We start from the raw sequence: 19,338 nt of genomic DNA, 5'->3' as shown, positions 1-19,338 counted from the left end.
TAGCGCATGCATAGGTTGCTATCGTTGCAATTTATTTAATCAAGAGGTGCCGCAAAAATCCACCGAACTCATTCCTGACAAGGTGCCCGCCATGCCTGACTCGCCCAGCCTCCCCGTATCACGCCAAGCGCCCATCGCGGCGCTCTTGACCTCCTCACTTGCACCGCTGTGCGCCGTGGTCCTCTGGTCCGGCAACACCATCGTCACCAAGGCCGCCGCAGTGGCCATTCAGCCAGCCTCGATTGTGTTCTACCGCTGGCTGCTGGCGTTTGCGCTGCTCAGCCTGTTTGCCGGCAAAGGCGTGTGGCGCAACCGCCAGGTGGTGGCCCGGCACTGGTCCAAGCTGATGGTGTTGGGCGTGCTCGGCATGGCGGTCTATCAAGGGCTGGCGTACCAGGCAGCACTGACCACCTCGGCAATCAACATGGGCGTGCTGGTCTCGCTGGCGCCGCTGATGTCAGCGCTGCTGGCCTGCGCCATCGCACGCGAGGCCGTACCGGCACGCACACTTGCCGGGGCGCTGATATCGCTGGCGGGGCTGTTCTGGTTGACCAGCCAGGGGCACCCCATGCGCCTGTTCCAGCAAAGCCTCACGCCGGGCGATGCCCTGATGCTGGTCGCCCTCTTCGCCAATGCGTTGTACGGCCTGCTGCTCAAACGCTGGGCATTGCCCCTTTCAACCTGGCAGCAACTGCAGGTGCAGGTCGGCTTCGGCGTGCTGGTGACGTTGCCGGTCTGGCTGATGAGCCCTATCTCACCAATAACCGCCAGCAACGCACCGCTGATTTTGTACGCGGGTATCGCCGCGTCGATCGGCGCACCGTTTTTCTGGATGAAGGGGGTTCGCCACTTGGGGGCGCCGAAGGCGTCGTTGTACCTGAACCTGGTACCGGTGTTAGTGGCCGTGGTGGCGTGTGGGGTATTGGGCGAGCAGTTGCATGCCTATCATGCGGTGGGTGGTGGGCTGGCGTTGCTGGGGGTGGTGGTGGGATTGCGGCTCAAGCGGGTCAACTGACGTTCACGGAGGGCATCAAATGAATCAGCCAGCAATGCATTTCATAACAGCACTGCCCGAGAACATCGCGGTTTTGGAAAAAGAGGCCACCGCCGAGGGCTTCCGATTTCTCACGCGCCTGGTTGCCGAATGGCAGTCCGGCGCCAATCGCTTCAACCGCCCCGGCGAATGCCTCATGGCGGCTTTTATGGAGGGCCAGTTGGTGGCGATTGGCGGTCTTACCCAAGACCCATTCGCGGCGCATGGCGTCGGCAGGCTGCGTCGGGTGTTCGTTGCCCGGGCGTTCAGGGGCCGGAACCTGGGCAGGCGCCTGGTCGAGCAGCTGGTTGCCCATGCCGCTCGACACTTCCGCGAGGTGCGCCTGTCCACCGATTCCTCCAGCGGCGCAGCCTTCTATAGTGCCTGCGGCTTTCAGGCGGTGGTGGATGAACAGGCGACTCATCACTGTGTGCTTGAGCCCACACGCTCTGCGTAGCAGCGGCCGCCAGGCCGCGTCACAGCCGCCCCAATAGCCCGTGGCAGAACATTTCCCTTCAGAGGGCGGGTGCTCTGACAGCCTTGCGAGCGTTCATCACGCGCTCGGTAGTCTCTTGTTCAGTGAGTAACCTGAGCGACAGCACCTTGACGATGAACGGGGGCCCCGCTGGCTCTCCACAGGCCACTTCGGCGCTACCGCCGATGGGCAGGTAACCATACGAAGTACTCGACGCGACCTCTTCCCCCGTCTCTCGGTCGACTATCCGCGCACGCGAAGCCCACGCACCGCTGGCGGCAACAGGGAACTGGGTGTTGACGTCGTATTGATACCTGGCCGTCGGGCTGTCCAGTTTTTCTGCTTCATGAACGTCTGGCCCACGGAGTACTTTCACGCCTGGGCGCGACGTGCGTTGCGTCTGAATTTCCTGAAGGTCTGTGTGAGTAAGTAGATAACTCGACAACGAAGAGTTTCCTTCAGGCATGTACAACAGCCTCACTTCTGGCAGCGTATGCTCGATCATCTGTTTTGCTTCACCACAGTTGATGGCCATGAAGTGCTCCAGCTTCGACTTTTGTTGCCAATAGCCCGTGGGGTGATGGAACCAATAGAAGTTAAACGCCAGCAACGCAGCCGCCAGCACAGCCACCTCCAGCCAGCCCGGCTTCAGGTAACCAGGCCAGGAAGGCCGTGCCAGCCCTAGGACGGCGAACAGCATCGCCATCAGCCAACAGAAGTAACCCCAACCCAGGCCGGATATCGCCCCGTCCCCGTGAGCTTCGTCATAGATAATGCCGCTGCGGAACATGAACGTGCAGGCCAGGACCAACGCCACCACCGCCCAGCGTAATGCGCGGTGCGGGTTGGCGAGAGACAGCAGCACAGCCCCGAGGTAAAGAGGGTTGGCGAACCAGGAGAAGTGCCCGTCGATAAACCCGAGCCACCCTAGTGCGGCCGTTTCGACACCGTAGACGATCTTGGTGCCTTGGTAGTAAGCCGGCAAGGCAAGCGCGGGAAAGAACAGGGCGATGCTTATCCAGAGATAAGGCCTGAACGGCAATGTCGATCGAAGCTGCGCTGGCATCCCGGCGCTTCCTTGCATGACGAGTAGACACACAGCATAGCCAAGCGATGACAGGCCCAGGACGAACCGCCATTGCGCACTTAAGGTTCGTAGTTCGGCAACTCGATGGCATCCGCCTTCGGCGACAGGAGCTTGCCGAAAACGCCCTTGAACCCCGGCAAGGTCGCCAACCGCAACAGCGCATGCCCCACCGCGATGCCCGCCCGCGAATGCGGCGAGGCCAGCCGGGGGGCGAATGTGGGCACGCTTTGCGCCTGCGCCACGTAAGGCCGCATCAAGGCCTCATACGCCGCGAACGCCTGGGCGTGGTCGGCGTGACGCCCCAGCTCGCCGGCCAGCACATAGGCGCCGCTCAGGCCCAGGCTGGTGCCCATGCCACTGATGGGCGACGCGCAATAGGCAGCGTCGCCCACCAGCGCGACGCGGCCTTTGCTCCAGCGGGGCAGTTTCACCTGGCCCACGGCTTCCAGGTAAAGGTCGGGCGCATCGTCCAGTGCAGCCAGCACGCGCGGCGTCTCCCAGCCGGCGCCGGCGAACAATTGTGCGCCCGCACCTGCGCCTCCAGCCCCATGCGCTGCACCACCGTGCGGCCGGCGCCGCGCACGTCAATGGTCTGCCCGCCATCGCGGAAGGCAGGCGCCCTCTCCACCACGGTCACGTCCATACCCTGGCGCGCCAGCCAGTACGCCAGGGTTGGCCCGCCAATGCTTGCGCCGGTCACCAGAATCTTTTGTGTTTTCATCAGGCGTGGTGGCCGCGTGGCAGGCTGCTGCGATAGACGCCGATCACCTGCTCCAGAAAGGCTTCGATCACGCGGCGGTCACCGCTGTCGAGGCCATGCAGCACGCTGCTCAAGCCCGTGAGCATGGGCGAGATATGTTGATAGGCCAGCGCCACCGACGCCGGCACCGGGCACACCAGCACCCGGCGTTTGTCATCGAGCTGGCGCTGGCGCACCACGTGCCCGGCCCGCACCAGCCGGTCGATGACCTGGGTGATGCCGGCGGTGGTCACCGCCAGCCGCGCGGCAAGTTCGGTGGGGGGCAAGGGCCCGTCGGTGATCAGGTGTTCGAGGGCGGCCATGTCGGTCTGGTTGATGCCCAGGGTGGCCGCCAGGTTACCGGCGGCGGCGCGGGTGAGGATGGCTATCTGCTGCAGCTGTTGGCCCAGGGGGTCGTTGGCGATCTGCAGGGTACGGGGGTCTTGGGCTGGGGATGGCTTCATGCGCGGGGTGTCCGGTGGGCAAGGGGCGCGGCTGCGATGAAGCCAAGCTAACACATAACTAACTTACTTAGCTAGTTACCATGCCTGTAGCAGCGGCCACCAGGCCGCGTCAGCAGCCGACGCGTTTCACCTGGCGCACCGTGGTTGCAGGACGCCGCCTGCGGCAGCTGCTACGTGGTTAGCTCCCGGAGGTATCGGTGCCTGCCAATATCTCCGCCAGGTTGTGGAAATGCCCCTTCCCCGTAGTCGCCGTCGAGCCGCCAGCGGCGCTGCCCGCCTGCGTCAGGGCCTGGCTCAACGTTTGGTGCTGCACCAGCCAACCGGAGGCCGACTTTTCCTCCACGCTCACATTGTCCAGGAACGCCAGCGCTGCCTTGGCGCGGCCCACCGGGTCCTTCGCGTAAGGGTCGGTGAAGTTTTTCGCCTGGTCGGCCGGGCCGCTGTAATACCCCGTGGCCAACCGCCCCTGCTGCGTCATCAGCGCCTTGGCTGCGGTTTGCTCCTGGCTAGTGAAGTGCCCGTCCTTATTGGTCGCCACGGCGTACAGCGAGCGGCGGTCGAGGTCGCCCATCGCCGAGTTGCGGTCGGTGTCAGTGCCGTCGTAGGGCTTGCCGCTTTTGGTCATCAGCGCGTACTTCTCGTCCAGGCGCTTGCGGGCGTCGGTGGCCACGTCGGCAAAACTCAGGCCCTTGGAGCTGGACACCGCGCCAGGCTGGGAGACGCCCAGGGCCAGGGCGTCGGCCGCCATGCCCTCGCGCACGGGAAAATAGGCGGAATAACTGGCGATGGCGTGGCTGTAGTCGGCCGAGGTGCCGGACAGGCTCACGGCGTTGCCCGCGTGCTGAGCGCGGCTGGCGGTGGCTTGCGCGGTGGCGCTGGCAGCGCTGGTGCTGCGCGTGGCCTGGCTGGCGTAGGCGGCCGCGGCGGTGTTGGACGAGTTGTTGTTGATGATCATGCGGCTTCCCTGTCGAGGCGACGGAGTTATTTTCATTGTCGACACAATAGTAGGCACTTTGTGTCAGTCATGAAATATTCTCGGCCGCCTGGGTGCCAACTTGAGGACCTGGTTGGCACCCGCCGCGGTGACGCCATGGGGAATTATTTGCGTGGGCGGCACCACCTACCGCTGCTGGAACGCAACCTTCACCCCCAACGCAATAAACACCGTGCCGATGAGTTTGCCCTCCCACTGCCGCAGCCTGGCGAGCCCCTTGCCCCAACGGCTCAACGGACCAATGGCCAATACGATCAGGCAGGTATACAGCGCGCTGAGCCCCGAGAAGATCAACCCAAGCACCGCGAACTGCGCCAGCGAAGAGCCCGAGGCCGGGTGAACGAACTGGGGCAGGAACGCCAGGAAGAAGATCGCGGTTTTCGGGTTCAACACTTCCGCCCCCACCGCCTGGGCGAAGGCCTGGCCGGGCGAGACAGTGGGCAGTTGGGTGACCCGCGTGGCACTTGCCTTGACGAAGAAGGCGATAACCCCCAGGTAGATCAGGTAGCAAGCGCCGGCCACTTTGACGACGGTGAACGCCAGCGCCGAGGTCATGAGGATGGCCGACAGGCCCAGCGCAGCGCTCAAAGTGTGTATCAGGTCGCCTGCGGCGATGCCCAGCCCCGTGGCCATGCCCACGGGGCGCCCGCCTTGCAGGGTGCGGGTCAGCACCAGCAACACGGCGGGGCCGGGGATCAGGAACAGGCCAATGACGACAGCGACATACGTCACGATGGAAGCCAGGTCGAACATCGCGGACCACCTCAGGGCAGGAGAAGTCTCCAGTAATCCTGATTCGAAAAGCGAAAGCAACCTGCCGGGGCCGGCTGGGCCTTGGCGAACCGCAGGGACGTTGGCGGGGTCATTATTTGAAATGCGATATTCCAGGAGCCCCCTGTGCCTCGACCTCCCCAGCGAACCGCACGCAAGGCTGCGTTCCTTGCGGACACCACGGCCTTGATCCTGTTCTTCACCACCACCGGCATCATCAATGAACGCTTCATTGCCGGCATGACGTGGGAACAAGTGCTGCACGCGCGGCTACTGGGCGCGGCCCTGATGGTGCCCGTCGCGCGGCCTTACGGCCTGTGGCGCGACCGGTTGATGACCCTTGCCGGCCCGGGGCGTGCGTCCAGGGTGCTGTGGGACAGCCTTGCCCTGGTCAGTTTCCAAGTGCCTATCTACGCCGCAATCATTGCCACCAGTGGCGCTTCCGCGGGCGGCGTGGTGCGTGGCACGCTTGGCGCGGCGTTGATGATGTTGTTGCTGGGGCGCCCCTACGGCGCCTTCCTTAACGCCGTGCGCAAGCTATTCGGCTTGCCGCCGGGCGGCGACCGCCCCATGTCGCTCAACAGCTGACCCCCTGTAGCAGCGGCCAAAGGCCGCGTCCCCAGGCACCGCGGTTGTCCAGACGAACCCCGGTGGCGCACGGACGCAGCCTTCGGCAGCTGCTACGCGAATGGGACGACGCCATTTCAAGGCAGTTGCTGCCACGCGGCATCCACCTCCCCGTAGCAGCGGCCAAAGGCCGCGTCCACAGGCACCGCGGTTGTCCAGCCCCACCGCGGCGGCGCACGGACGCAGCCTTCGGCAGCTGCTACGCGAGTGGGACGACGCCATTTCAAGGCAGTTGCTGCCACGCGGCATCCACTTCCCCGTAGCAGCGGCCAAAGGCCGCGTCCCCAAGCACCGCGGTTGTCCAGCCCCACCGCGGCGGCGCACGGACGCAGCCTTCGGCAGCTGCTACGCGAATGGGACGACGGCATTTCAAGGCAGTTGCCGGCACGCTCCAATCAATTAACACAATTAATTATTTCAGCGCTATTTTAGTTCAAATGCGTCGTAGACCACCGCATTGCCCAGCCGCATGGCGCTGCCCACCCCGATCGTGCGGTTGAGCCACGCGTACCGAGGCGCCGACGTCTCGAACCTCAGCGTAATCCGAAACTGGTACTGGCCCGGGTCAACATCCTCCCCTGCCGCGACCTTTTTCATCACCTCGGCCGGCCCGAACCGGTAGCCCTCGGTGCGCAGGTAAATCAAGGCGCCGTCGTCGGTCTGCAGCAGGTAGCGGGTGTCGATAACGGCCACGCCGTCGGGCGTGACCACCTGCCAGTCCGCGCCGTTGTCGAGAATGGTGCCCTTGAGCCGCGGCCCTTCGAAGTGGCCGCCGGTGATGGGGATGATGCGCCGGTTGCCCTGGCCGCTGGTAGCGCCCAGCTCCCAGATGGGCGCCACCAGATCAACGCTGAAACGCGCCAGGGGTTCCAGCTTGAGCGGTGGTGGGTCGTACGTGGCGGCTTGGGTCAGGCTGGCGCAGGCCGTCATGGCCAGGATTGGCAGCTGCTTGCGTAGGTTCATGGGGCGACCTCTTGTTGTTATATTGAATAACAATATTAACTATTAATCGCCACGAAGATGCAACAGGCAGGGTTGAGGCTTGACCTCGACCCCGCACGCACATTTCCAGAAACAAAAGCTATAGGAAATTTCCTAGGAAAAGTCCTACAACTCCTGTGATAATCGAATAATAAGCTTACATTTTCACGCTTGCGCCCGTTCCCCTCGGTCACTAACCTCCCCTCGCCGCTGACTGATAGCGGCCGGGTTTGGTCACCCGACGGTCAACAGACGCAACGGCGTCGCCATTTCGTGCCAGCCCTTTCTGGGCCGGCACGATGCTTTATGGCAGCTGTGCGCGGGGCATCCTAGGATGCGCCGGGATCCTGTTGCCCCGGTTGACCAACCCTCGTATAGCTGCCACCCCTTTGTTTGGTCACATTGACTGGCAGCTCCGTTAATCCAACAGGAGCTACATCATGGTCAAACCCACCCCCGATCCACCCTGCAACAAATCCCCCCATCACCGCACCGCCCCACCTCCCGGCCGGGCGGCCACAAGGATGTATTCACAGGGAATTTGATCATGAGCGACTTTCTGGCAACCACCGCCCTGCCCTTCGGCATGCGCGACTCCCAGCAGCAACCCTTCTTCAGCGTGAACCCGGGCATCAGCCTGGAAGACACGCTGTGCCACCTGGCGCATTTGCTGCGCTGCGCGTACGACTCGGCCTACGAGCTCACCGACGGCGACGGCGTTGAAAAAGGCCTGGCCTGGTCGGCGCTGCACCACATCGAAGGCGCCAAAGGCCTGGTCGATGCGCTGATCGCCGTCAGGTAGCCCGCTGCGTCGCCGCGGCCTGGCGGCAGCGGCGGCGCTGCTATATCGCCATCACCGACCCTGCGGGGGTAAAATCGGCGCTTTTTACGCGTATCGAACGGATGCCCAATGAGCACTGGCAAAGCCGCAGGACTTTTATTACTCACCTCTTTCCTGGCCGCATGCAGCGTTTCCCCGCCCCGCACCCCGGATGACATCTGCGGCATCTTCCGCGAAAAGGACAGCTGGTACGACGCTGCCAAGGCCACCCAGCAGCGCTGGGGCGTGCCGATCCAGGTGCCCTTCGCCATCATGTACCAGGAATCGGCCTTCCATCAGGACGCCAAGGCGCCGCGCAAATACCTGTTGTGGGTGATCCCCTGGGGCCGCGTGACCACCGCCGCCGGCTACGCCCAGGCCAAGGACGAAGGCTGGAACGACTACCGCAAAAGCACCGGCCACAGCGGCGCCAGCCGCAAGGACTTCGACGACGCCATCGATTTCGTCGGCTGGTACATGGACAAGACCTACACCATCAACGGCGTGTCCAAGTGGGACGCCTATGACCAGTACCTGAACTACCACGAGGGCTGGGGCGGCTACCGGCAGCGCACCTACGCCAGCAAGGCGTGGCTGCCGGCGGTGGCGGGCAAGGTGCAGGCGCGCTCGCAGATGTACGCGCAGCAGTATGCGGGGTGCAAGGCTGATCTGGACCGGGGGTTCTGGAGCCGGTTGTGGCATTGGTTGTGAGGCGCTGATTCCCTGCGTAGCAGCGGCCGCCAGGCCGCGTCCACAAGCGCCGCGTTTTCTCCAGCTATACCGCGTTGGGGCGGACGCAGCCTGCGGCAGCTGCTACGTCCCTTGGGGAGCTACTCGATGAACCGCCGACGCCCCGCCAGGAATGGCCCATACCCCACGCATTGCGCCATGGCCGACAGTGCGCTGGCCTGGTGATGGTCACGCACCTGCACACCGAAGAGGGTCAGGTAGGTGACCATCGAGATCCCTGCCCCAACCCCGGCGGACACCAGCCGGACCACTGCCAAGGACGGCGCCCACAGCAGGCCCGCCATGCTTCACTTGAGCCGCGCGTGCGGCATTTGCGGCCTCATGATCAGCCGGCTCTTCTCACTTGGCGAACCTGCGCCCCTAGAATGAAAAAATCTTCATAAAGGCTATAGATGGTAGTGGCCAATTGCCTACAACAACGGCAAAATCCCCACCTTCCGGTGTGTATTCAGGGATCGAACAAAATGACATGGCCAGTCACCCTGCGCGTGAGCGCCACAGCATATCCTCTTGGTGTTGTGCAACGAGCTGCCTATGCACTGGCGAGCTCCTTGACCATCCAGGTTGTGCCTTCGGCAGATCAATTCGATTTGATGATCTCGCCCCCCATTTCCGACGGCATCATGCAGGCTGATCGCGCTCGCGCGCTGGTCATACAATCCCTGAATGACTTTGCGCTACGTGACCGCATCAATCAGGAGTCCGCTGGTATCAGGGAGTTGCTGGCACGTGCAGCCTTATCGGGTTGCGGCCTGAAATGACCCTTATTGCGACCGACGCGAGCAGCTTCAGGCTACTCCCGCTGCGATTCATGCGCCTGCCAGAAATGCATGCGCAGGATGTCCTGATCACCTCGGAAACAGGTGAATACCTGTTTGTCAGCGACCCACAGTTGCAGGCCCTGGTGGACAAAAAGATTCCTCCTGAAACGCCGTTTTACAAAGATCTGCTTGCGCGCCATTTCATCTATGAGCCCGGGCGCCACGACCCTATGCCTGAGATGGCAGCCCAGTACCGCAGTCGCAAGAATTTCCTTTTCCAAGGGCCGGCCTTGCACATTTTCGTGGTCACGTTGCGGTGCAACCATACCTGCCAGTACTGCCAGGTGTCCCGGGCGCCCATGGCCGGCGCCGGCCATGATCTCTCGGAAGCGGACGCCCTCGCTGCTGTCGACCGAGTATTCGAGTCAAACGCGCAGGCACTCACCGTAGAGTTTCAAGGTGGTGAGCCCCTTTTGGCATTCGGGCGAATCCAGCAGATTGTCGAGTGGGTTGAAGCACGCAACCTGGTGGAACAGCGCAACGTGCAGTTTGTCGTCACAACGACCCTGCACCATCTGACTGACGAAATCCTCGATTTCGCCAAACAGCATCAGATCCAGTTTTCCACGTCGCTGGATGGGCCCGCGGCATTGCACAACGCGAACCGCCCAACGCCGTCCCGCGATTCCTACGAGCGCACCCTCGAGGGTGTCAGGCGTGTCCGTGAACACATGGGGCATGACGCGGTCTCCGCCCTGACGACACTGACAGCACGCAGCCTCGAAAGCCCCAAGGCCATCATCGACGAGTACATCAAACAAGGCTTCACCAGTATCGCGCTGCGCCCCCTCAGCCCCTACGGCTTTGCTACCCGCAGTGCGCGGCGACTGGACTACCCGATGGAGCGATTCGTCGCTTTTTACAAAGAGGCCTTGGCGTATTTGCTGGAGATCAACCAGCAAGGAGTTTACCTCTCTGAAAGCTACACCACTCTTCTCCTGAGGAATGTGCTGACGCCCTTCGCCTCGGGATACGTGGATCTGCGCTCCCCTACCGGCGCGGGCACCGGAGCGCTGGTGTACAACTATGACGGCTACGTCTACCCGTCCGACGAGGCACGCATGCTTCTGGAGATGGGTGAAAATGGCCTGCGCCTGGGTACAGTCCACCAGCCGCTGCATGAACTGCTGAATTCTCCTGTAATGGAGGTACTGCTCGCCAGTGGCGTGGCCGAAGCTCTGCCTGGTTGCTCTGACTGCGCGCTGGTTCCCTACTGTGGTGCAGATCCAGTCGAGCACTTTGCCCGTCAAGGCGACCCTATAGGGCACCGGACGCTCAGCAGCTTTTGCACCAAAAACCTTGGTTTACTTCAGCATCTGTTCACGCTGCTGCGCGATGGCGATGACGACAGCCAAAGGGTGTTCCTGTCTTGGCTGAACCGGCGCGCCTACTCCGATGTTCGTCTAGCCGGATATCGGGGGTAACCATTTTGCTGCGTAAAGACACTCACTTTGAAATTCAGGGGTTAGTCGAACCTCGGCTACTGAAAATCTTGAGCCTTGAAGAGTTCATTGAGAAAGGCACTGCTGCCTGTGCAGGCCAAGTTGGCTTCGAGGATCTGATGCTATGGGTTACAGAGCCTACGCTCCAAGCCAACCTGTTCGAACTACCGCTCGGTGGTTTCATCACACCAACTAGCGCTGAGCTACCGGTTGCTGCTGGTGTGCTGGCCCTCCATGGCCCGAAGGACAAAGGGGTCGTCCAGCCAGGTGATGTGATTGCGTTAACGCCTGGAAGCCCGGTAGTTCGAGTGCTCTATCGGAGAGGCTCCGACAGCAACCTGTTGTTCATGACCGACCGCTGCAACAGCCTGTGCCTGATGTGCTCTCAACCGCCCAAGGACATCGATGACCGCTGGCACATCGAGGAAAACCTACGCGTGATTGATCTGATGGATCCGCAGGAGGAGAACATCGGCATCAGCGGCGGTGAGCCAACCCTTTACCGGGAAGGACTGTTGGCCATTTTGCGTAAATGCAAAGACGTGCTCCCTCACAAGTCGATCCACGTATTGAGCAACGGCCGAACTTTCAAAGACCCCAGCTGGATTGAGGCGCTGACTCAGGTTGATCATCCACAGCTCAGCTGGGGAATCCCCCTCTACGCGGACAACCCCACAGATCACGACCACGTCGTGCAAGCACCTGGCGCCTTTAGCGAAACCTTGCAGGGGCTGTACAACTTGGCGCGCGCAAAACAGGTCATCGAGATCCGGGTGGTGCTCAGCCAATTGACGACGCCGCGCCTCCCCGAGCTGGCCCACTACATTTTCCGCAATTTGTCGTTTGTACGACACGTTGCGTTGATGGGGATTGAGAGCACCGGACTTGCTCGCAAGCATTACGACGAGCTCTGGATAGACCCACTGGATTACCAGGAGCACTTAACCCAAGCCGTTTACTTCCTGAGTAACCGAGGCCTTCCGGTGTCGATCTACAACCTTCCGCTCTGCCTAGTCCCCCCACATCTCGCGCGGTTTGCCCGGCAGAGCATCTCGGACTGGAAAAATCTGTTCATCGACGACTGTAAAGACTGCGCCGCCGCTGAACACTGTTCTGGCTTCTTCAAATCTCACACCACCCGCTGGCAAAGCCGTGGAATACAAAAACTGACGACGCAGGCTTTCGCAGCCTACGCAGGGAGCGCCCAATGAAACTGCTTGATCGCTGGAAGCTATTGATCGGAGGCGTAAGCCTGCTACCGATTGCCGGCGCGGCCATGGCCGACGCAAACCAATTGCCCCTCGCTGACATGAACTGGGCACCCAGGGACAATGCTTTACCACCCGTGTTCGCCAATACCTTGAACGCGCTCGACGTGGTCAACATGTATGCCGCTCACCGATCGCATAGCTCCCATAGCTCGCACAGTTCCCATAGCTCTCACTACAGCGGATCAAGCGGCTACAGCGCGCCACGCTATTACAGCCCCCCTGTGGCGACCACGCCGAACACCTCGGGTACGTCGAGATACAGCGCTACCAGGTCGACGAGTTCCTCCTCAAACAATTCCCTTTATGGGACATCAACCGGAGGCGGGGCTACTTCCACTGCCGCTGCCCGCCCAACCGAAGCAGAGAAGAACACGCTGGTCATGAGGGTGCAGACTGCGCTGATGGTTCGTCAGTATTACCAAGGTCGTCCAGACGGTGTGATGGGCAAAGCCACCCGGGGGGCGCTCATGGCCTTCCAATCAGATTCGGGGCTTACCGTGCACGGGAAAATGGATACGCCAACACTGAACGCTCTCGGGTTGAGAATTCCCTGAGCGCGGATGCGGAGAGACAGACGGAAGCTGACCAGGGTCAGTTACCTACGCAAATTTGAGTCGACTCCGCATCCATGAGGCACACGCACTAAGATAGGACGTTAGTGTTTGTACAGCTTAAACGCCCGATCAATCCAAACGACGTGGAAAATCCGCCCACTACGGTAGCCAACCATCGGCACCAAATCGTAGGCCCTGAACGCCAATAGGCGGACCTCTTCCGTGATAAAGGCAGGCAACGCGGCCTTTAAACTGCCCCTATCAATGATTTCGGTGCCTAGGCCGTGCCGCTCCTGCTGGCGAATGTCTTTCCAGGAGAGGCTGCTGAGTTTTCTCAGTTTATCCAGCATCTTCGACCGTTCTTCTTGCTGGCAGTCTTGAATGCACCAGCCCTTCTGCAGGTATTCGAAGGAAAATACCGGTGGGCGGGCGTCCGAATCATCGAGTTCCACGGGTGAAGTGCGTGCCTTGATCTGAGAGCCATGCGAGTCCCGCCGCTTGATTCTGTCCCTGGCCACGGTCAGTTCACCAGATGTTCGCGGAAATAATGCTCCATTTGCTGCTGGGGGATCTCGCGGCTGTACTCACCTTCGGAGTAGTTTTCACGCCAGGGGTCTTCCTCATGGGTGAGCTGGCGTAACTTCCATGCGGAATATTGGCCATAGACGCCAAACACCTCTTCGATGAGGCGGCGTTCGTCAACGCTCAGCACCTCAGGATCGAATGCCACATCCGGTGGAATCGGGTTTGATCCCCGGTCCCGGAATTGACGGTACAGAGCAGGTACCACAGGCCCGTGCATCCACGCTTCAATGGGCTCGTCGAACAGTGGCGTGCCGCGCAGGGCCAAGCTGAACCCTTGAGCGTAATACACCAATTTCTGAAGCTTTAGATTCGAGATCTCACCCCCTTCCCCCTCAAGGTTCAGGAAGTAGTTGGCTACGTCTGCGCTGCTTGGCATTTTGCCTCCCCTTTCGTGATACGAGTCGTCCTCCACTCAAAGTGAGGCGCATGCGTGGGCAAGTCAAGCTGACGGGGCAGCTATTCCTCGACAGTTCGTTTCAAGAAGGAAGAAAAAGTCGTCGCACTCTGAAAAATGATGAAGGCGCGTGCGATCTGGATGGCAGGAAAAGAAAACCCAGAAACGAAAAAGCCCTGAATAATCAGGGCTCTAACGAAGAAAATGTGGCGGAAGCGTAGAGATTCGAACTCTAGGATAGTTGCCCATCGACGGTTTTCAAGACCGTTGCCTTAAACCACTCGGCCACGCTTCCAGCTTGTTGCGGCGTGCATAATACCCGATTGAAACACACTGTCAAACTCTCTTCATTTCCCCTTGCAGCATGTCTGTTATGATCTTTGCATCTGAACGTTTCAAACGCGGTTTTCAACCCAAAGGAGTCTCGCCATGCGCGAACAGGATTACGCAGTCAATAGCAGGCAGCAGGCCGACCAGCTAGAGGTCAGCAAGGTCCTGCGCAACACCTACGGCTTGCTGGCCATGACCCTGGCCTTCAGCGCCGTGACCGCCTACGTGTCGCAGCAGATGCACGTGGGCTACCCGAACATTTTCGTGGTGCTGATCGGCTTCTACGGCCTGTTCTTCGTCACCACCAAGCTGCGTGACTCGGCCTGGGGCCTGGTGTCCACCTTTGCCCTGACCGGTTTCATGGGTTACCTGCTGGGCCCTATCCTCAACCGTTACCTGCACATGCAGGGCGGTGCCGAAGTGGTCAGCTCGGCGTTTGCCATGACGGCGCTGGTGTTCGGCGGCCTGTCGGCCTACGTGTTGATCACGCGCAAGGACATGAGCTTCCTGGGTGGCTTCATCACTGCGGGCTTCTTCGTGCTGCTGGGTGCCACCGTCGCGGGTATGTTCTTCCAGATCAGCGGGCTGCAACTGGCGATCAGCGCGGGCTTCGTGCTGTTCTCGTCGGTGTGCATCCTGTTCCAGACCAGCGCGATCATCCAGGGTGGTGAGCGGAACTACATCATGGCGACCATCAGCCTGTATGTTTCGATCTACAACCTGTTTGTCAGCCTGCTGCAGTTGTTTGGCCTGATGGGTCGTGATGACTGATTAGATGGTTGTGTTGGAAAAGCCCGCTTCGGCGGGCTTTTTTGTGGGCGCGAATACCGCACAAACCTGTAGCAGCGGCCGCATGGCCGCGTCTTAGGCGCCGCATTGGGGCGGGTACACCGCGCGGTGACGGGACGCAGCCTTCGGCAGCTGCTACGCGGGATAGTGTATATCGCGCGGACCTGTAGCAGCGGCCGCAGGCCGCGTCTTTGCCCCCGCGTTGGGGCAGATACGCCGCGGGGTGGCGGGACGCAGCCTTCGGCAGCTGCTACGCGGGATAGTGTATATCGCGCGGACGTGTAGCAGCGGCCGCAGGCCGCGTCTTTGGCCCCGCGTTGGGGCAGGTGCACCGCGGGGTGGCGGGACGCAGCCTTCGGCAGCTGCTACGCGGATAGTGGATACCGCGCGGACCTGTAGGCCGCGTCTTTGGCCCCGCGTCGGGGCAGGTATACCGCGGGATGGCACGGGTGGCGATGTGCGGCGCAACGGTAGTGGCCTTGTGGGGTGCTTATCCGTAGAATTGCGCTCTTTTTTTCGCCAAGGCCCTGCCATGACTGTTCATCAACAGCCCTCCCCGCCCCCTAGCCAAGACCTGGTGCTGGGGCTGGAAGACCGTCCCCGCCCGGTGATTGCCCTGCTGGCTGCGCTGCAGCATCTGCTGGCGATCATTGTTCCCATCGTGACGCCGGGGCTGTTGATTTGCCAGGCGCTGGGCGTTTCGCCCCATGACACCAACCTGATCGTGTCGATGTCGCTGGTGATTTCCGGTATCGCCACCTTTGTGCAGTGCAAGCGCTTCGGGCCGTTTGGCGCGGGCTTGCTGATTGTGCAGGGCACCAGTTTCAACTTCGTCGGGCCGCTGATTGCCGGTGGCGCGCTGATGGTGAAGCAGGGCACGCCGGTTGAAGGCGTGATGGCGGCGATTTTCGGCGTGGTGATTGCCGGCTCGTTCGTGGAGATGGGCATTTCGCGCATTCTGCCGTTCGTGAAGCGGCTGATCACGCCGCTGGTGACCGGCATCGTGGTGTTGATGATTGGCCTGACGCTGATCAAGGTCGGCCTGATCAGCATGGGCGGCGGTTTCTCGGCCATGGCCAACGGCACCTTCGCCAACGGCGACAACCTGCTGCTGTCGGGCGTGGTGCTGGCGATTATCGTGGTGCTGAACCGCGTGCCGGTGGTGTGGATGCGCAGCTGCGCCATCGTCATCGCCCTGGCGGCGGGTTATGCCCTGGCCGGCTACATGGGCCGCTTGAACTTCACCGGCATGCATGAAGCTGCGGTGTTCCAGGTGCCGGTGCCGCTGCACTTCGGCCTGGGCTTCTCGTGGGCGCTGTTCATTCCGATGCTGGTGATTTACCTGGTGACTTCGCTGGAGTCCATCGGTGACGTGACAGCCACCAGCAAGGTGTCTAAGCAGCCGGTGGAAGGCCCGGTGTGGATGCAACGCATCAAGGGCGGCGTGCTGGTGAACGGCGCGAACTCGTTGCTGGCCGGCGTGTTCAACACCTTCCCCAGCTCGATCTTTGCCCAGAACAACGGCGTGATTCAGCTGACGGGCATCGCCAGCCGCCACATTGGCGTGTGGATTGCCGGCATGCTGGTGATCCTGGGCCTGTTCCCGACGGTGGCCGGCGTGATTCAAGCGGTGCCGGAACCGGTGCTGGGTGGCGCGGCCATGGTCATGTTCGGTGCCGTGGCGGCGTCGGGCATCAATATCCTGGCCAGCATTCACCTGGACCGTCGCGCACTGCTGATCATTGCCGTGTCCCTGGCCCTGGGCCTGGGCGTGGCGCAGGTGCCGGAGTTCCTGGCGCACATGCCGTCGGCCCTGCGCAATGTGCTGGAGTCGGGCGTGGCCACCGGTGGCATCTGCGCCCTGGTGCTGAACTGGTTCCTGCCGGAGCTGCGCGACAACAGCGCCCGCTGACGCGGGTGCGGCGGGCTTTTTTCGCGTGCAGGCTTTATCATTCCGGCAGATTTGCTGATAGAGCCGCGCCATGAAGTTCGCCATCGCTGTATTTTCCCCCGCCCATGCGCCCTCCTCGCGCCGCGCCTTGCGGTTTGCCGAGGCGGCGCTGGCGGGCGGCCATGAAATCGTCCGCCTGTTCTTTTATCAGGACGGGGTGCACAGCGCCTCGGGCAACGTCGTTGCCCCCCAGGATGAGCTGGACGTGGCCGCCCAGTGGCGCGCCTTTATTACCGAGCGCCAGCTGGACGCGGTGGTGTGCATTGCCGCCGCCCTGCGCCGTGGCGTGCTGGACGTAGCCGAAGCCAAGCGCTGGAACCGCCCGGCGGCCAACCTGCCGGCGCCGTGGGACCTGTCCGGGCTGGGCCAGCTGCATGAAGCCGCCCAGCTGGCCGACCGCCTCGTGACCTTTGGAGGGCAGTGACATGGCCAAATCCCTGTTGATTATCAGCCGACAGGCGCCGTGGTCGGGCCCCGGCCCACGCGAGGCACTGGACATCGCCCTGGCAGGCGGTGCCTTCGATTTGCCGCTGGGCATGCTGTTCCTCGATGACGGCGTGTTTCAGTTGGCGACAGGCCAACAGCCTGCCCAAGTGCAGCAGAAAGACCTGACCGCCAACCTGCAGGCGCTGCCGATGTTCGGCGTGGACGAGCTGTTCGTGGCGGCCAGCAGCCTGCGCGAGCGCGGCCTGGCCGCCGACAGCTTGAGCCTTGCCGCCGAAGTGCTGGAAGACGCCGCCCTGGCCGCCCTTGTCGACCGCTTTGATCAGGTGATTACCCTCTGATGGCTACTTTGCATGTGTTGTCCCACTCGCCCTTCGGCGATAACCGCCTGGCCAGCTGCCTGCGCCTGCTGGGTGCTGATGATGCCCTGCTGCTGACCGGCGACGCCGTGTACGCGCTGCTCAATGACAGCCTGGCGCACCTGGCGGGCCGGGTTTACGCCCTGGACGAGGACGTGCAGGCGCGCGCCATCAATGGCGCGGCGCAGGTGGTGGATTACCCGGGCTTTGTGCAGCTCACCCTCGATTTTGACAAGGTCAACACCTGGCTATGAGTGAACTGATGGTTGAAGGCCGTGCGATTGCGCTTGACCAGAACGGCTTTCTGGAAGATTTGACCGAGTGGTCTAAACCCGTTGCCGAGGCCCTGGCCGCGCGCGAGGAGATCGTGCTGACCGCCGAACACTGGGAGGTGCTGGAGGTGTTGCGTCAGTTCTACCAGGAGTTCCAGCTGTCCCCGGCCACGCGGCCGCTGATCAAATACACGGCGCTGAAGCTAGGCGCCGAGAAAGGCAACAGCCCGCACCTGAACCGCCTGTTCAACGGCACTCCCGCCAAACTTGCCGCCAAGCTGGCGGGCCTGCCCAAGCCGACCAATTGCATATGACCGACTACCCCGCCCTGCTGCTGGAAACCCCTGCCGAACACCCGTTCGCTCAATTCGTCCGCGCCTTGGGCAAGGGCAAGCGCGGCGCGCGCAACCTGACCCGCGAAGAAGCCCGCGAGGCCATGGGCATGCTGCTGGATGAGCAGGTGGAGGAAGCCCAACTGGGCGCGTTCCTGATGCTGCTGCGGCATAAAGAGGAAAGCGCCGAGGAACTGGCCGGTTTCACCGAAGCCCTGCGCGCGCGGCTCAAGCCCCCGGCCCTGGCCGTGGACATCGACTGGCCCAGCTACGCCGGCAAGAAACGCCACCTGCCCTGGTACCTGCTGGCGGCCAAGTGCCTGGCCGGCAACGGCCTGCGCATTCTGATGCACGGCGGTGGCGCGCACACCGCGGGCCGGCTGTACACCGAGCAGCTGCTGGGCACCCTGGGCATTCCCCTGGCGCGCGGCTGGCAGGCGGTGGGTACGGCGCTGGACAGCCACGGCCTGGCGTTCGCGCCGCTGGTGGACTGGGCGCCGCAACTGCAGCGAATGATCGACCTGCGCAACACCTTGGGGCTGCGCTCGCCGATCCACTCCCTGGCGCGCATCCTCAATCCGTTGGGCGCGCGCTGCGGCCTGCAGAGCATCTTCCACCCCGGTTACCAGGCGGTGCACCGCGATGCCAGCGGCCTGCTGGGCGACCACGCCATCGTCATCAAGGGTGACGGCGGCGAGATCGAGGTCAATCCCGACAGCCCCAGCCACCTGTACGGCACCACCGGCGGCCAGAGCTGGGATGAAGAGTGGCCGCAGCTGGCAGCGCAACGCCACGTGAAACCAGCCAGCCTTGCGCCTGCGCACCTGCTGGCGGTGTGGCGCGGCGAGGCCCAGGACAGCTACGGCGAAATGGCCCTGATCTCGACCATGGCCCTGGCCCTGCGCGGCCTGGGCCAGCCCCGTGACGAGGCCTTCGCCACCGCCAGCGAATACTGGGCGGCTCGCGACAAATCGATTTAGCCGATAGGTTGATCGGGGTTTTTGCGCTATTTATTCGAACTGATGGCCGTACACTGGGCTCCAACGCTTATAG

27 protein-coding genes and 1 tRNA gene are annotated in these 19,338 nt (G+C 62.3%); 17 read left to right on the top strand and 11 right to left on the bottom strand.

What is annotated here, in order from left to right; all coding sequences use genetic code 11:
* Positions 1–145 precede the first annotated feature (145 nt).
* Positions 146–1,015: a DMT family transporter gene (locus tag ACWKWX_RS27480; RefSeq protein ID WP_483829427.1), complete on the top strand. Its 870-nt coding sequence runs from the start codon at positions 146–148 to the stop codon at positions 1,013–1,015.
* Positions 939–1,490, top strand: coding sequence for a GNAT family N-acetyltransferase (locus ACWKWX_RS27475; protein ID WP_483829426.1), 552 nt, complete (start codon positions 939–941; stop codon positions 1,488–1,490). The genes ACWKWX_RS27480 and ACWKWX_RS27475 overlap by 77 nt, the downstream gene beginning before the upstream one ends.
* Positions 1,491–1,548: 58 nt before the next feature.
* Here the strand turns inward: ACWKWX_RS27475 and ACWKWX_RS27470 are convergent, their stop codons facing one another.
* The 6 genes from ACWKWX_RS27470 to ACWKWX_RS27445 all read right to left on the bottom strand — a co-directional run bounded on the left by ACWKWX_RS27470 (position 1,549) and on the right by ACWKWX_RS27445 (position 5,545).
* Entirely contained in the window at positions 1,549–2,574 is a 1,026-nt protein-coding gene (locus ACWKWX_RS27470) for a hypothetical protein (protein ID WP_483829425.1), read from the bottom strand.
* Between the two features lie 80 nt (positions 2,575–2,654).
* A complete protein-coding gene (locus ACWKWX_RS27465) occupies positions 2,655–3,080 on the bottom strand; it encodes an FAD-dependent monooxygenase (protein WP_483829424.1) in 426 nt (141 codons plus the stop codon).
* Positions 3,023–3,316 (bottom strand): hypothetical protein, encoded by a 294-nt coding sequence (locus tag ACWKWX_RS27460; RefSeq protein WP_483829423.1) that lies wholly within the window; start codon positions 3,314–3,316, stop codon positions 3,023–3,025. The genes ACWKWX_RS27465 and ACWKWX_RS27460 overlap by 58 nt, the downstream gene beginning before the upstream one ends.
* Positions 3,316–3,798 carry a MarR family winged helix-turn-helix transcriptional regulator gene (locus tag ACWKWX_RS27455; protein ID WP_483829422.1) on the bottom strand — a complete coding sequence of 161 codons (483 nt, stop codon included), beginning with the start codon at positions 3,796–3,798 and terminating at the stop codon, positions 3,316–3,318. Before ACWKWX_RS27455 ends, ACWKWX_RS27460 begins: the two co-directional genes overlap by 1 nt.
* A gap of 178 nt (positions 3,799–3,976) precedes the next feature.
* Positions 3,977–4,753 (bottom strand): hypothetical protein, encoded by a 777-nt coding sequence (locus tag ACWKWX_RS27450; protein WP_483829421.1) that lies wholly within the window; start codon positions 4,751–4,753, stop codon positions 3,977–3,979.
* A 165-nt stretch (positions 4,754–4,918) separates the two neighbouring features.
* Positions 4,919–5,545, bottom strand: a complete 627-nt coding sequence (locus ACWKWX_RS27445) for a LysE family translocator (protein ID WP_483829420.1) — start codon at positions 5,543–5,545, stop codon at positions 4,919–4,921.
* A gap of 144 nt (positions 5,546–5,689) precedes the next feature.
* Between ACWKWX_RS27445 and alaE the strand changes: the two genes are divergently transcribed.
* Positions 5,690–6,151, top strand: coding sequence for an L-alanine exporter AlaE (gene alaE / locus ACWKWX_RS27440; protein ID WP_483829419.1), 462 nt, complete (start codon positions 5,690–5,692; stop codon positions 6,149–6,151).
* 462 nt (positions 6,152–6,613) lie between these two features.
* On the opposite strand, the gene ACWKWX_RS27435 is transcribed toward alaE, so the two are convergent.
* Positions 6,614–7,153, bottom strand: coding sequence for a DUF3237 domain-containing protein (locus tag ACWKWX_RS27435; RefSeq protein ID WP_483829418.1), 540 nt, complete (start codon positions 7,151–7,153; stop codon positions 6,614–6,616).
* 565 nt (positions 7,154–7,718) lie between these two features.
* On the opposite strand from ACWKWX_RS27435, the gene ACWKWX_RS27430 reads away from it, so the two are divergent.
* Both ACWKWX_RS27430 and ACWKWX_RS27425 read left to right on the top strand, forming a co-directional pair.
* Positions 7,719–7,973, top strand: a complete 255-nt coding sequence (locus ACWKWX_RS27430; protein WP_476295792.1) for a DUF3077 domain-containing protein — start codon at positions 7,719–7,721, stop codon at positions 7,971–7,973.
* A gap of 108 nt (positions 7,974–8,081) precedes the next feature.
* Positions 8,082–8,702, top strand: coding sequence for a transglycosylase SLT domain-containing protein (locus ACWKWX_RS27425; protein ID WP_416425062.1), 621 nt, complete (start codon positions 8,082–8,084; stop codon positions 8,700–8,702).
* Between the two features lie 119 nt (positions 8,703–8,821).
* On the opposite strand, the gene ACWKWX_RS27420 is transcribed toward ACWKWX_RS27425, so the two are convergent.
* Positions 8,822–8,950, bottom strand: coding sequence for a hypothetical protein (locus ACWKWX_RS27420; protein ID WP_483829417.1), 129 nt, complete (start codon positions 8,948–8,950; stop codon positions 8,822–8,824).
* Positions 8,951–9,205: 255 nt separating this feature from the next.
* Between ACWKWX_RS27420 and ACWKWX_RS27415 the strand changes: the two genes are divergently transcribed.
* The 4 genes from ACWKWX_RS27415 to hxsA are packed head-to-tail and all read left to right on the top strand — an operon-like array spanning position 9,206 to position 12,829.
* The gene (locus tag ACWKWX_RS27415) at positions 9,206–9,502 is read left to right on the top strand and encodes a His-Xaa-Ser system protein HxsD (RefSeq protein ID WP_483829416.1); all 297 of its coding nucleotides are present in this window, start codon (positions 9,206–9,208) and stop codon (positions 9,500–9,502) included.
* Positions 9,499–10,986 (top strand): His-Xaa-Ser system radical SAM maturase HxsB, encoded by a 1,488-nt coding sequence (hxsB, locus tag ACWKWX_RS27410; RefSeq protein ID WP_483829415.1) that lies wholly within the window; start codon positions 9,499–9,501, stop codon positions 10,984–10,986. Before ACWKWX_RS27415 ends, hxsB begins: the two co-directional genes overlap by 4 nt.
* 5 nt (positions 10,987–10,991) lie before the next feature.
* A complete protein-coding gene (gene hxsC / locus ACWKWX_RS27405; protein ID WP_483829414.1) occupies positions 10,992–12,215 on the top strand; it encodes a His-Xaa-Ser system radical SAM maturase HxsC in 1,224 nt (407 codons plus the stop codon).
* Positions 12,212–12,829, top strand: coding sequence for a His-Xaa-Ser repeat protein HxsA (hxsA, locus tag ACWKWX_RS27400; RefSeq protein ID WP_483829413.1), 618 nt, complete (start codon positions 12,212–12,214; stop codon positions 12,827–12,829). Before hxsC ends, hxsA begins: the two co-directional genes overlap by 4 nt.
* 101 nt (positions 12,830–12,930) lie before the next feature.
* Here hxsA and ACWKWX_RS27395 read toward each other — a convergent pair whose 3' ends face one another.
* A complete protein-coding gene (locus tag ACWKWX_RS27395; RefSeq protein ID WP_416425080.1) occupies positions 12,931–13,281 on the bottom strand; it encodes a hypothetical protein in 351 nt (116 codons plus the stop codon).
* Positions 13,282–13,349: 68 nt separating this feature from the next.
* A complete protein-coding gene (locus tag ACWKWX_RS27390; protein ID WP_416425081.1) occupies positions 13,350–13,790 on the bottom strand; it encodes a Panacea domain-containing protein in 441 nt (146 codons plus the stop codon).
* Between the two features lie 50 nt (positions 13,791–13,840).
* Here ACWKWX_RS27390 and ACWKWX_RS27385 point away from each other — a divergent pair, with 50 nt between their 5' ends.
* Positions 13,841–14,029 (top strand): hypothetical protein, encoded by a 189-nt coding sequence (locus ACWKWX_RS27385; RefSeq protein WP_416425082.1) that lies wholly within the window; start codon positions 13,841–13,843, stop codon positions 14,027–14,029.
* On the opposite strand, the gene ACWKWX_RS27380 is transcribed toward ACWKWX_RS27385, so the two are convergent.
* Positions 14,016–14,103: transfer RNA gene (locus tag ACWKWX_RS27380), tRNA-Ser, on the bottom strand. The genes ACWKWX_RS27385 and ACWKWX_RS27380 overlap by 14 nt on opposite strands.
* A gap of 134 nt (positions 14,104–14,237) precedes the next feature.
* Here ACWKWX_RS27380 and ACWKWX_RS27375 point away from each other — a divergent pair.
* The 7 genes from ACWKWX_RS27375 (at position 14,238) to ACWKWX_RS27345 (ending at position 19,265) form a co-directional block, all read left to right on the top strand.
* Positions 14,238–14,909, top strand: coding sequence for a Bax inhibitor-1/YccA family protein (locus ACWKWX_RS27375; RefSeq protein ID WP_483829412.1), 672 nt, complete (start codon positions 14,238–14,240; stop codon positions 14,907–14,909).
* Between the two features lie 550 nt (positions 14,910–15,459).
* Positions 15,460–16,839: a nucleobase:cation symporter-2 family protein gene (locus ACWKWX_RS27370; protein WP_473003072.1), complete on the top strand. Its 1,380-nt coding sequence runs from the start codon at positions 15,460–15,462 to the stop codon at positions 16,837–16,839.
* 70 nt (positions 16,840–16,909) lie between these two features.
* Entirely contained in the window at positions 16,910–17,302 is a 393-nt protein-coding gene (tusD, locus tag ACWKWX_RS27365; protein WP_473003073.1) for a sulfurtransferase complex subunit TusD, read from the top strand.
* 1 nt (position 17,303) lies between these two features.
* Positions 17,304–17,663, top strand: a complete 360-nt coding sequence (tusC, locus tag ACWKWX_RS27360) for a sulfurtransferase complex subunit TusC (RefSeq protein ID WP_483829411.1) — start codon at positions 17,304–17,306, stop codon at positions 17,661–17,663.
* A complete protein-coding gene (gene tusB / locus ACWKWX_RS27355) occupies positions 17,663–17,935 on the top strand; it encodes a sulfurtransferase complex subunit TusB (protein WP_473003076.1) in 273 nt (90 codons plus the stop codon). The genes tusC and tusB overlap by 1 nt, the downstream gene beginning before the upstream one ends.
* Positions 17,932–18,267, top strand: a complete 336-nt coding sequence (locus ACWKWX_RS27350; RefSeq protein WP_473003078.1) for a TusE/DsrC/DsvC family sulfur relay protein — start codon at positions 17,932–17,934, stop codon at positions 18,265–18,267. The genes tusB and ACWKWX_RS27350 overlap by 4 nt, the downstream gene beginning before the upstream one ends.
* Positions 18,264–19,265, top strand: coding sequence for a glycosyl transferase family protein (locus ACWKWX_RS27345; protein WP_483829410.1), 1,002 nt, complete (start codon positions 18,264–18,266; stop codon positions 19,263–19,265). The genes ACWKWX_RS27350 and ACWKWX_RS27345 overlap by 4 nt, the downstream gene beginning before the upstream one ends.
* The last annotated feature ends 73 nt before the right edge of the window (positions 19,266–19,338 follow it).

It is taken from the genome of Pseudomonas imperatae (genome assembly GCF_057128625.1).
This window is presented reverse-complemented; position numbering and strand designations above follow the sequence as displayed.